This is a genomic window from Variovorax sp. GW821-FHT09D04, from assembly GCF_059416405.1.
Genome location: NZ_JBWKPA010000005.1, coordinates 54,606 through 66,403, shown reverse-complemented (window position 1 = coordinate 66,403; position 11,798 = coordinate 54,606). Strand labels below are relative to the sequence as shown.

At 64.0% G+C, this 11,798-nt stretch carries 8 protein-coding genes and 1 pseudogene; all 9 read left to right on the top strand.

Annotated features, from left to right (window positions below; genetic code table 11):
- Positions 1 to 9: 9 nt before the first annotated feature.
- The 9 genes and pseudogenes from AC07O4_RS16900 to AC07O4_RS16860 all read left to right on the top strand — a co-directional run bounded on the left by AC07O4_RS16900 (position 10) and on the right by AC07O4_RS16860 (position 11,781).
- Positions 10 to 1,602 carry a tannase/feruloyl esterase family alpha/beta hydrolase gene (locus tag AC07O4_RS16900; RefSeq protein ID WP_492736750.1) on the top strand — a complete coding sequence of 531 codons (1,593 nt, stop codon included), beginning with the start codon at positions 10 to 12 and terminating at the stop codon, positions 1,600 to 1,602.
- 432 nt (positions 1,603 to 2,034) lie between these two features.
- Positions 2,035 to 2,472: pseudogene (locus AC07O4_RS16895) on the top strand (NAD(P)/FAD-dependent oxidoreductase); the annotation flags it as partial.
- Positions 2,473 to 2,855: 383 nt separating this feature from the next.
- Positions 2,856 to 3,788, top strand: a complete 933-nt coding sequence (locus AC07O4_RS16890) for an MBL fold metallo-hydrolase (protein ID WP_070064098.1) — start codon at positions 2,856 to 2,858, stop codon at positions 3,786 to 3,788.
- 130 nt (positions 3,789 to 3,918) lie between these two features.
- Positions 3,919 to 4,608 carry a TetR/AcrR family transcriptional regulator gene (locus AC07O4_RS16885; protein ID WP_125948588.1) on the top strand — a complete coding sequence of 230 codons (690 nt, stop codon included), beginning with the start codon at positions 3,919 to 3,921 and terminating at the stop codon, positions 4,606 to 4,608.
- A 333-nt stretch (positions 4,609 to 4,941) separates the two neighbouring features.
- Positions 4,942 to 5,784, top strand: coding sequence for a phytanoyl-CoA dioxygenase family protein (locus AC07O4_RS16880; RefSeq protein ID WP_062469658.1), 843 nt, complete (start codon positions 4,942 to 4,944; stop codon positions 5,782 to 5,784).
- A gap of 22 nt (positions 5,785 to 5,806) precedes the next feature.
- A complete protein-coding gene (locus tag AC07O4_RS16875; protein WP_062469655.1) occupies positions 5,807 to 6,217 on the top strand; it encodes a RidA family protein in 411 nt (136 codons plus the stop codon).
- A 152-nt stretch (positions 6,218 to 6,369) separates the two neighbouring features.
- Positions 6,370 to 7,818: an MFS transporter gene (locus AC07O4_RS16870; RefSeq protein ID WP_164546794.1), complete on the top strand. Its 1,449-nt coding sequence runs from the start codon at positions 6,370 to 6,372 to the stop codon at positions 7,816 to 7,818.
- Positions 7,819 to 7,835: 17 nt separating this feature from the next.
- The gene (locus AC07O4_RS16865; protein WP_492736746.1) at positions 7,836 to 10,148 is read left to right on the top strand and encodes a molybdopterin-dependent oxidoreductase; all 2,313 of its coding nucleotides are present in this window, start codon (positions 7,836 to 7,838) and stop codon (positions 10,146 to 10,148) included.
- A 13-nt stretch (positions 10,149 to 10,161) separates the two neighbouring features.
- Complete coding sequence (locus AC07O4_RS16860) at positions 10,162 to 11,781, top strand: AMP-binding protein (protein WP_125948591.1); 1,620 nt, start codon at positions 10,162 to 10,164, stop codon at positions 11,779 to 11,781.
- Positions 11,782 to 11,798 lie beyond the last annotated feature (17 nt).

Here is an 11,798-nt window from a genome sequence, read left to right as displayed (position 1 = left end):
AGACAAAAGATGAAGATGGCCCCTCTCACATGCCGACGCAACACCCACCGGCGCATCACCTCGTGGTCCGTGGTGGCTGCTGCGGCGCTGCTTGCTTCCTGCGGCGGCAGCGGCAGCGGTGGTGGCAACTCGCCACCCGCGCTGTTCCCGTCCGCCGCCGGAAGCGCGCAGGCCGCGTGCAACAGCTTCCTGAGCCGGGCCTTCGAAGGCGCCACGATCACGCAGGCGACGCTGACGCCCCAGACAGACACCACGCCGGAGACCTGCACCGTGCGCGGCGAGATGCGGCCGGAACTCGCCTTCGAAGTCAAGCTGCCCAGCAGCTGGAACCAGCGTGTCCTGTTCATCGGCGGCGGCGGCTTCGACGGCGCCATCTACCCCAGCGCCTACAGCCCTGGCGTCGCGGAAAGCGGCTACGCGACCATCGCGACGAACCATGGACACGATGCGGCCAAGCATCCCAATGGCTCCTTCGCTATGGACCCCCAGTTGCTTCAGGACTACGCAGACGGTGCCGTGCCCAAGGTGCTTGCATCGGCGAAGGCCGTGCTCCGCTCGCGCTATGGCGAATCGGTCGGCCGCTCGAAGTTTGTCTACGAGGGCTGTTCGGGCGGTGGGCGTCAGGCGTTGATCCAGGCGCAACGGCATCCCGATCTGTTCGACGGCGTGATTGCGCGCGCCCCGGCCAATGCCTACACGGGCCAGTTCCTCTGGTATCAAAAAATACTCAAGCAGCTGGCCCAGCCCGAGGCGGGCCTGAGCATCCCGAAGGTCAAGACCCTCGCGAACTTCATGCAGTCCCAATGCGATGCACTCGACGGCCTGAAGGACGGCATCATCAGCCACCCCGAGGCCTGCAAGCCCGATCTGGCCAAGCTCCGATGCACGGGCGCCGACGCAGACTCTTGCCTGACCGACGCGCAGCTGGCGTCCGCCAAGGTCCTGTACGAGCCCACCGATGTGGCGGGTGGTCGCTACACATGGCCGGCCTTTCCCTATGTCGGCGGCGAGACCGCCGACGACGCATCGTGGCAGGCCATCGGAGGCACCACGTTTCAGATTCTCGGCGGCGACTACATGAAGTACTTCGTGGCGCAAGACCCGTCCGCAGACCCGCTGAACGTCGACCCGCTGCAGTACACGAACCGACTCGACCACCTCGCCCGATTGATCGATGCAGTCAACCCCGACCTGAGCGGGTTCCGGGCCCGCAACGGCAAGATGCTGCTCATGCACGGCACCACCGACTGGCTGATCACGCAGAACAACACCACGGACTACTACCGCAAGGTCGTCGCCGCAGCGGGCGGGCAGGCCGCGGCCGACCGGTTCGTCGAGTACTACGTGCTGGCAGGCAACGACCACTGCGCCGCCACGCCGGCAGGCGGCAAGGGCCCGGACAGCGTCGACCTCGTCACCCCGATGTTCGACTGGATCGAAACCGGCACCCATCCCAGCGCCCGCGAGATCGTGGCCACGCGCAGCGTCGAGCCGGGCAAGGGCATGCAGCGGCCGATGTGCAGGCACCCGCAGTTTCCAAAGTACAACGGCACCGGCGATCCCGAGGCGGCGTCCAGCTTCACCTGCACGTCACCTAGCTAGGCGTCGTGGCGCTGTGTACGCAGCAGTGTTGGCACAGGCTGATCTGTGAAGGCATTCGCGAAGAGAACGCGCGTCGCCCGTTCTGGGTGGCGCGGGAAGGATTCGACACGCGCTGATGCATTCAATGGATACAGTGTCCTCCTGCTGGTTTCTCGCACCCTCTGGCCGCCGAAGCGCGCAACTTCGGCGGGCGCCGAAGGCATGCGTCGGCGTACTGACCTTACCTACGAAGCCCGATCTGGACTGAGCCCCGCAGCGATTCACACTGCCTTGGTTGTCGGATATTGGCCTCGTTGCAGACATCGATTGTTCCGATCCCGACTACGGCAATCGCTGCATAGCTGTCCTTCGTGTACGCCCCCTCCAGACAGGTTGCTGTCAGTGTGGCCCGCTGAACGTCTGCTGTGCGTCGCAACCGAACCCTCCGATAACCGAAGCAACCAGTTGCTGGTGCGTCCCTCGCTGCAGACAACGCTCGATCCTTCCATTTATGCTGTCGGCGACTGCGCGAGCCTAGTGCCTATCGGCGGTGATCTGCCGTTGCCGCCCACAGCACAGGTGGCGCATCAGCAGGCGCAGCACCTGATTCGTCACCTGCCTGCTGCGCTTGAGTACTGCACGCAGGTGCCGGATTTCAGCCACACCGACTTCGGTGCCCTGGTTTCCTTGGCCGATTACGACGCCTATGGTTCGCTGGGAAAAACGGGCATGTTCAAAGGTGTGACCTTCAAAGGACGTTTGGCCCAGCTCAGCCACGTGCTGCTGTATCGGAGCCATCAGGCCAGGCTGCATGGCTTCGCTCGAGGCAGCCTGCTGTGGCTGGTGGACCTGCTGAATGCACGACTGCGCCCTTCAGTGCGATTGGACTAGATAGGAAATTCATAGGAAGCCGGAACCCGTGGGGCTGTGGTCTTGCTCGTTCCGCGGAGAAGACCGGCCCTTGGTCTGATCCCGCTGTGGCGCATCGGCGGCCTTGTTCGTCGCTCATGCATTCGCAAAACGATCGTTGTAAAAAATCATGTGATTTGCTAGTCTTTGACTTTTTGCTTTGAGTTGGGAGGTCGCGCCATGCAAGCATCAGACGGGAGATTCCACTGGGAGCGAAGCTGCCCTCGTCGAGGTCGCTTCACTTCGATAGTTGCCATGCAGGGGAGAAGGGGCATGCGGTGGGACCAAGAGAATGGGACATTGCCTCTTTGCAGAGGGATGAGATGCATCGATCGGCTGTTCGGCATGACCAGGAATGAGGCAGCATGAGCGCTGTCTTCCACCAAACCGATCCTTTAACTGCCGTCAGCCGCATTGATTTTGGCCGCGTCTCGGTTTTCTTCGGCGAGAAGAATGGCAAGTATCCCGATGGCAACCAAGTGCTCATACGTGGCACCGATACGCGCGCCGCTTTCGATACGCCGATCGTTGCCAACCACATCGGTCCCGAGTTCGACGCCACCGAGTTGGTGGTCATGGGGCATGTGCACGAAGACCACATGGCTGGGCTGCACCGTCTGCCCGCCGCGGCGGTGCATGTGCACGAAGCAGACTTGCCTGCGGCGCAAGGTTGGGACGGCATGCTCAAAGCCTTCGGCATGACCGATCCGGCCGTCATCCAAGACATGCTCGCCAAGTTCCAACGCGACTTCTTCTATGCTCCGCGACCTGATGCAAGAGGCTACGTGGACGGTGCGAGGTGGGACCTGGGCCGGACGGGCATCCGGGCCTTTCACATGCCCGGCCACACGGCCGGCCACACCGTGCTGCTGGTCGAGCCGGAGGGCGTTGCATTCATCGGCGACATCGACTTGACCGGCTTCGGTCCCTACTACGGCGACGCCGGCTCCAGCTTGCGGGATTTCCGCCGCAGTCTGGCGCGGCTGCCGGACATTCCGGCCAAGGTGTGGGTCACCTCGCACCACCGTGGCGTGTACACCGAGAGAGAGCGATTTCTGCGCGATCTCGCGGCCTTCGCCGCCAAGTTCGACGAGCGCGCGCAGCGGCTGCTGGACCTGCTGCGCGAATCGCCAAAGACGCTGGCGCAGCTGGCCCAGCATCGGATGCTGTATCCGCCGGGCTATGAAAGCCCCTGGGTGGTCGATGCGGAGACCCGCACCATCTCGCAACACCTGGTCGAGTTGCTGGCCGACGGGCAGGTGCAGGTCGACGGGCGGGGTGTCTATCGCACCGCTTGATGGCAGTCTTCGTGGTGCCCATGGGCGCCTACTAAACTGAGTACCGTGGGATCTTGGCCGACGAAACCGATCGCTTCGGTCCACGAGGAATGGATATGGATGTGCAAGTTGTTCGTGGATGACCTCAACGATGTCAGATAAGAAGACCAAGCCAGCGCACGGCGCCGGGGAGCGTGGGCAGACGCCGACAAGGGGGCGCCCCGCCGGCGACCCCGAAATCAAGCGCAAGGAGTTGCTCAGGGCTGCGGCATCGGTGATCGCACGGGAAGGCTATGCGAAGGCATCGCTGCGCACGGTCGCGCAGTACGCCGGGCACTCGACCGGTGCCGTGACGTACTACTTCGCAAACAAGGAGGAGCTCATCGTCGCGTTGCTGGAAAGCGCGTTCGATCGCTTCGATGCCATGCTGGAGTCGGTCCGGGAAAAGGGTGACATCCGGTTGCTCTTCGAACACTGGCTGCAGCTGAACGAGCGCAACACACGGTTCTGGCCTGCGACTTCTGAGTTGCTGGCGCAGGGGCGGTATGAGCCCGCATTCGCCGAGGTGATCGCCCGGCGCTATGCGCAATTTCGCAAAATCCAGACGTCGATCCTCAAGGAAGCGCAGGAGCAAGGGAGCGTTCGCTGCGACATTCCGGCCGACCTGCTTGCCGATCAACTCAGCGCGATGGGGGACGGCTGGATGCTGATGTATCCCGTCGAGCCCAAGCGCTTCACTTCCAAGCGGATCCGGGCGCTCATCGACGCTATAGGCGTCCTGATCGCTCCGGCATCTGGCGTGCAACCCGCACCCGGATCGCGCAGCGCGAACGCCGGCTAGGCCGCACTGTCATCTCTGCGCGCGCAGCGATGCTGCGCGTCGCTTCGGCGCCGGCCGCGATGGTGCCGTGGGGGCCGATTGCCCCTGATACCCGACACGAGAATTCGCAGCGACCCCTCGCTGCGGTGCAGTCGTGGCCGTCATGTTCTGGCAACAGCTTTCCTCGCGTCAGCTTCGTTTCCCCTTAGGGGGGTCTAAATATTACACAACGAGTGTCATGTAAATATGGGATTTCATTAACAGAACGACTGTTGTGTAAAATTGGATGGATGGCTACAGTGAGGCATCCAGGGCAAGGAAATTTCTGCTGCCCGATCACAAAGGAGCCTCACCATGCTGACCACCCCCGAGATGCGCGACCAGTTCCGCAACGACGGTGCCACCGTCTTCAAGAACTGTCTCGACGAAACCCAACTGGCCCGGTGCTACGACGCCTTCAAGTGGGACATGGCCAACCCCGGTCCCCACGTCTACCGGGGCCTGAACGGGACTGCGCTGGAGACCCATATCGACAATGCCAACCCCGAGGCCAAGGCCAAGCTGGACGAACTGGCAGCGTCGCTGCCCTTCGGGCAGATCTTCCAGGAGCTGTGGGGCTCGGAGAACGTCTGGTACTTCGCCGAGGAGATCTTCGCCAAGGAAGGAGGCAAGAGCGGTCGTGGTCCCTGGCATCAGGACACGGCCAATCTGCCCTGGGCCGGCCGCCACTGGGGCAACGCCTGGATCACCTTCCAGAAGATTCCCAAGAGGAACTCGCTGGAGATCGTGCGCGGTTCGCACCTGGGCATCCAGTACGACGGCGCCAGCTTCATGAGCGCCGACGATCCGACGGATCCGCTCTACGGCGACGGCACCTACCCCCGCCTGCCGCACATCGACAAGGACTTGGCGCGTGACCCTACGTCGTGGGACATCGTCTCCTTCGACATCGACCCCGGTGACATCGTGTTCCTGCACCCGCGTTCGCTGCACGGCGGCGCCCCGGTCGACGCCGGCTGCCCCACCCGTCACACCCTGGTGATGCGCTTCTTCGGCGATGACGCCACCTTTCGGGAACTGCCCACTTGCAAGCCGAGCTATGCCCGCGTCGGTCCGCTCTTTCGCAAGGAAATGGCTCATTTCAGCCAGGGCGATTCGTTCCGCTCGCCCATCTTCCGCCAGGTTGCCGGCATCTGACATCACCAGGAGTACCACCACCATGAAGCGACAAATGATCAACCCCGCGTCCGTCAAGGCGAAGCACTACGACCAGCTGCATTTCTCGTCGGCCACCCGTGTGGGCGACATGGTCTGGGTGTCCGGCCAGGTCGGTTTCGACGTGGCGACGGGCAAGCCCGGCCAGGGCATGGCCGCGCAGGCCCGGCTGGCATTCCAGAACCTCAAAGCCGTCCTCGAGGAGGCCGGCGCCACACTGGCCGATGTCGTCGAGATCATGACCTTCCACATGGACATGCAAGGCCCGGACATCCAGGCGTTCGCCAAGGTCAAGGACGAGTTCCTGCCCGACCGCTACCCGTCGTGGACCGGGGTGGGCGTGACCCAGTTGGCCCACCCGGCGTACCTGGTCGAGGTCCGCGCGGTCGCTGTGGTCGGCTGCGGCGCAGACTAGGCCCCGGCCTGCAGGCCGCGGGCATCAGCCGCGGCCTTTCCACGAAGAGCGCATCGCCCCGCATGCGGGGGATGGCTGCGTCCGCGTGTTCCGTGGGCGTGGCGGCACAGCACAAAACCAGACAACAGATGAAACGCTGATGGAGACAAATGATGAACCGTATTGACGAGACGAGGCCAACCTCTGCCGGAATCGCCCCTTCGTTCTTGCTGGCGCGATTCGACCGCCTGCCCACGATGCGGCTGCATTACGTCTGGGCCGCTCTGCTGGCGCTCAACATGATGCTGGAGTACTACGACAACGCCATCTTTGCCTATGCCAGTCCGACCATCAAGGCGCACACCGGCATGAGCACCGAGCAGATCGGCTTCATCAGCAGCGCCTTCTACGTAGGCATGGTGATCGGCGCGCTCGTCGGCGGCTGGCTCTCGGACAGATGGGGGCGTCGCCCGGTATTGGTGTGGGGCACGGTCATGTATTCGCTCGGCGTGGTGGCGACCGCCTTCGTGCCCGGGTACGAACTGATCCTGGGCTCCCGCTTCATCACCGGCCTCGGAGTGCAGGCGGCCACGTCGGTGCTGCTGGTCTACGTCTCCGAGATGTTTCCAAGCGGCGCGCGCGGGCGCTTCCTGTCGGTCGTGACGATGGGGCTCACTGCTGCGGCAGTGCTTGCGGCGGCGCTGGCCATGTTCTACCTGCCGACCGGCGGGCCGGACACCTGGCGTCACCTGTTCCTCGCAGGCGGCATCGGTCTGCTGATCGCCCCGCTGGTGCACTTCTGCCTGCCGGAGTCGGTGCGCTGGTGCGTGGCACGCGGACAAGTCGACCGCGCCGAGAAGATCGTCAGCCGGCTGGAAGCGCGTGCGCTGCGCCAGGGCCCGCTCGCCACGCCCCAGGTGTCGGCTGTACCGTACGCCGCAGCGCAGCCGACGTTGCGCGACCTGTTCCAGAACAGGTCCGTGTTACGCAACCTGGCCGTGCTCTTCGTTTCCTATTTCGGGGTCTACCTCGCGTACTACACCTGGGCGAACTGGAGCATCTACGCACTGGTGTACGACCTCAAGTACGCGCAGAAGGACGCGTATTTCATCCTGTTCATCTGGACCGTGGTCTACGGCGCCATGCCTTTCCTCGCCATGCGATTTCTGGATCGGTGGGAGCGCAAGAACACCATCCTCTTCATGTCCGTGTTCGCGGCGCTCACTCTGGCAGCTTTGGGCATGTCCACCGGCTACTGGGCTGTATCCATCATCGGCGGCATCCTCACCGTCTTCGCCGGATTCGTCCTCAATGCCTACTACACCTACATCCCCGAGACGATGCCCACGCAGTTGCGCGCCCTGGGCAACGGCATCGTGATGTCGGGGGCCCGGGTCGGCGGCGCGGTCTCCGGCGTGATGGGCGCGGCACTGGTGTCCGCAGGTGGCTTGAAGTATGTGACGTGGACGGCTGCCGCGATCTACATCGTCTTCGCCATCCCCGTGCTGCTGTTCGGCCCGCGCACCACTAACCGTTCGCTGGAAGCCGTGGCCGATGAAGAACTCGGCCGAGGGCAGGGCGAGGCGCCGCCGCCGCTGGCCTCCAGCCGGGCGGCAGCCTGAGTCCGCAGGAGCCGTTCATGCTGCCTGTCCAAGAGAACCGCGTGGTCTCCACGCACTGGGGCACCTATAGCGTGTCCGTGAACCAGGGGAGGGTGTCCGGCATCCGGTCCTGGTCGGGCGATCCCGCGCCGGCGCCGGTCTGGGAGGGCCTGGACGGCTCGCACACGGGGCCGAGGGTGGCCGCGCCCGCTGTCCGGCAATCGTTCCTCGAGAAGCAGCATCGTGCGAGCGGTGCGGGCCGCGGGCGCGAGCCCTTCGTCGAGGTCGACTGGAAGACCGCGCTCGACATGGCCGCCGCGCAGCTGGACAGGGTGCGCGCGACGCACGGCAATACGGCGATCTTCGGCGGCTCCTACGGGTGGGCCAGTGCCGGCCGGTTCAACCATGCGCAGAGCCAGATCCATCGCTTCCTGAACCTGCTAGGCGGCTATACGCGATCGATCAACTCCTATAGTTACGGCGCCGGGGAGGTGATCATCCCGCGCGTGGTCGGCTCGATGCACAGCCTCGCGGGTCGGCACACCTCGTTCAAGTCCATGATCGGCCACACCCGGCTGCTGGTCACCTTCGGGGGGCTGCCGGAAAAGAACGCGCAGGTGAATGCCGGTGGCGTCACACGGCATCGCTATCGCGACACGCTCGGGCAGCTCGCTCAGGCGGGTGTGCGCCTGGTCTCGATAAGCCCGATCCGGGACGACACAAGCGTGCCCTGCGAATGGGTGCCCATCCGTCCGCAAACCGATGTGGCGCTGATGCTGGGGCTGGCCTACGTGCTGGAAACCGAGAACCTCGCGAACCGGTCATTCCTGGCCCGGTACACGGTCGGCTACGACCAGTTCCGTGCCTACCTGCTGGGACTGTTCGACGGCATTGCGAAGACACCGCAGTGGGCATCATCCATCTGCCGCGTGCCGGCGCAGGAAATCGCGCAGCTGGCGCGCGATATGGCGCGGCACCGGACCATGATCACTATGTCGTGGTCTGTACAGCGGGCCGAGAACGGGGAGCAGCCGTACTGGATGACGGTCGTGCTGGCGTCGATGATCGGCCAGATCGGTCTGGAGGGCGGTGGATTCGGCTTCGGCTATGCCGCCGTCAACGGCATCGGTCTTGAGTCGATCACGGTGAAGATTCCCGCACTGCCGCAGGGCAGGAACCCCGTGTCTTCGTTTATCCCCGTGGCCCGGATCGCGGACATGCTGCTCAACAAGGGGCAGTCGTTTCGCTACAACGGCCAAACGCTCACTTACCCCGACACACGGCTGATCTATTGGGCGGGGGGTAACCCCTTTCATCACCATCAGGACTTGAACCGTCTTCGCAAGGCATGGGCGGTGCCGGAAACCATCATCGTCAACGAGCCCTGGTGGACGGCGACGGCCAAGCATGCAGACATCGTGTTTCCCACCACCGTGGCGTACGAGCGAAACGACATCGTGGGCACCAGCAGCGATCCTTTTGTCATCGCCTCCGCAGCGCATGCGAAACCCCATGCGGACGCGCGGAACGACTACGAGGTCTTCTCCGAGCTCGCCACCCGGCTGGGATGCCTCGAAGAATTCACGGGGGGGAAGACGGAGGAGGATTGGCTGCGCTCGTTCTATGCGCAGATCAAGGAGCAAGGCGACGAGCAGGGCCTGAAGCTTCCGACGTTCGATGAGTTCTGGGCGAAGGGAATGGTCGAGGTGCCGACGCAGGAGTCCGCGGCGGTCTTCTCGGAGTTCATCCATGACCCGGTTGGCAAGCCTTTGCGCACGCCGTCGGGCCGCATCGAACTCTTCTCGCAGACCATCCGCGACTTCGGCATCGAGGGGCAGCCGGGGCATCCGGTCTGGATCGAGCCGCAAGAATGGCTGGGCGCGACCCAGGCGCAGGCGTTTCCCTTGCACCTGCTGTCGAACCAGCCGAGCTCCAAGCTGCACAGCCAGTACGACCACGCGCCGCACAGCCGGAAGTTGAAGATCTCCGAGCGGGAGCCGATACGGATTCACCCGGTCGATGCGGCAAGCCGGAACATCGAGACCGGGATGATCGTCCGGGTGTTCAACACGCGAGGCAGCTGCCTTGCGGGGGCGGTGGTTTCCGATGCTGTGATCCCGGGTGTGCTGCAGATGGCCACCGGCGCCTGGCTGGACCTGTCGCCGGAAGACGGCGACGGCATCTCCCTCGACAAGCATGGCAACGCCAATGTACTCACGCGCGACTTCGGAACTTCGGAGATCGCGCAGGGCAGCACGGCCAATTCATGCCTCGTCGAGATCGAGCGCTTCGCCGGCGTACCGCCGGCGACGACCTGCTTCGATCCGCCGGCCATCATCCCCAAGACATAAAGAGAGTATCGACATGGTGAAAACAGCCCTGCCCGCCTGCCCGATCCAGCCCCTGCACGAGTACCTGCGCATGCATGCGCGAGAACGGCCCGATGCCGCTGCCCTGGTTTGGTACGGCACCGTGCTGAGTTGGTCCGACCTGGATCGTGCCAGCGATGCCTTCGCCGCCCGCCTGCAGGCCCTTGGCGTGAAGAAGGGCGATCCGGTGGTGCTGTTCCTCGGCAATTGCCCGCAGTACGTCGTAGCGCACTACGGCATTCAGAAGATCGGTGCCGTCGTGTGCCCCAACGGACCGCTGAACAAGGAGCATGAACTGGCCTATCAGGTGAACGACCTGAACGCGCGGGTGATCGTGGCGGCAGCGGCCCTCTTGCCGGTGGTGCAGAAGGTGAAGCCAGTGAGCACGCTGGCGCACGTGTTCATAGTGCACTATGCCGACCTGCTGCCCGCGCAGCCGACACTGGACCTGCCCGCCGAACTGAGTACGGCGCGTGAAGACGCGCGCGTTGTGCCGACGGACTGCGAAGACTTTCTGGCCGTGATGTCCGGCAGCGCCAGACCCGCCTCCGTCGAACTGGACATGGATGATCTGGCGCTGATGCTCTACACGTCAGGCACCACGGGGCTGCCCAAGGGCGCGATGCTCACCTATGGCAATGCGCTGTACAAGACGCGTACTTCGGCCTTCGCCATGGGGGTGGAGCGGGATGACACACAGCTATGCGTCGCACCGATGTACCACGTCGCCGGTATGTTGACCGGCGTGAACGTACCGGTGCTCTGCGGAGACACCGCCGTGCTGCTGCATCGTTTCGAGCCGCGTGCCACGCTGCAGGCCATCGACCGCTACCGAATCACGGCGTGGTACAGCATCGCACCCATGAACGCGGCCTGCATGCAGCAGCCCGATATCACCCGATTCGATCTGTCCAGCCTGAGCAAGAACACAGTCACCAGCTTCGGCATCGCCTTCACCGAAGCGCTGGCCCTGCAGTGGAAGAGCTTCGCTCCGAACGCCCATGCGCGCGAGGCTGCCTACGGTTTGTCGGAAACCCATAGCTGCGACACCTACATGCCGACCAACGCCATCCGTTGGGGCACGGTGGGCCTGGCGGTGCCGGGGGTGGTGATACGCATCCTCGACCCGGACACCGGCGATGCGCTGGCAGCGGGCGAGCAGGGAGAGATCGTGCTGACCAGTCCCGGCGTTTTTAAGGGCTACTTCAACAACCCCGAAGCTACCGCCGCCACGTTGCGCGACGGCTGGGTGCACACCGGCGACATGGGGCGCATGGACGCCGATGGCTATCTCACCTTCATGGGGCGCTTCAAGGAAATGATCAAGGTGTCGGGGTATCCGGTGTTCCCCGAGGAAGTCGAGACCATTCTGATCAAGCACCCGGCCATTTCCCAAGTGGCGGTGGTCGCACAGCCGGACGTGGACAAAGGCGAGGTAGTGAAAGCCTTTGTCGTGAAGAAGGCGGGAACCGAACTGGCCGCCGATGAGTTGATCGTCTGGTGCAGAGACAACATGGCACCGTACAAGGCGCCCAGGCATGTGCGTTTCCTGGATGCACTGCCGACCGCGGGAGCGGGGAAGGTGCTGCGACGTTTGCTGAAAGACGTCGAATGATGTCGTGAGTGTGTCTG

What these genes read in the sequence shown, in the direction of transcription:
- AC07O4_RS16900 (WP_492736750.1), top strand. Translation starts at nt 10, where the DNA reads ATGAAGATGGCCCCTCTCACATGCCGACGCAACACCCACCGGCGCATC.
- AC07O4_RS16890 (WP_070064098.1), top strand. Translation starts at nt 2,856, where the DNA reads ATGAGCGCTGTCTTCCACCAAACCGATCCTTTAACTGCCGTCAGCCGC.
- AC07O4_RS16885 (WP_125948588.1), top strand. Translation starts at nt 3,919, where the DNA reads ATGTCAGATAAGAAGACCAAGCCAGCGCACGGCGCCGGGGAGCGTGGG.
- AC07O4_RS16880 (WP_062469658.1), top strand. Translation starts at nt 4,942, where the DNA reads ATGCTGACCACCCCCGAGATGCGCGACCAGTTCCGCAACGACGGTGCC.
- AC07O4_RS16875 (WP_062469655.1), top strand. Translation starts at nt 5,807, where the DNA reads ATGAAGCGACAAATGATCAACCCCGCGTCCGTCAAGGCGAAGCACTAC.
- AC07O4_RS16870 (WP_164546794.1), top strand. Translation starts at nt 6,370, where the DNA reads ATGAACCGTATTGACGAGACGAGGCCAACCTCTGCCGGAATCGCCCCT.
- AC07O4_RS16865 (WP_492736746.1), top strand. Translation starts at nt 7,836, where the DNA reads ATGCTGCCTGTCCAAGAGAACCGCGTGGTCTCCACGCACTGGGGCACC.
- AC07O4_RS16860 (WP_125948591.1), top strand. Translation starts at nt 10,162, where the DNA reads ATGGTGAAAACAGCCCTGCCCGCCTGCCCGATCCAGCCCCTGCACGAG.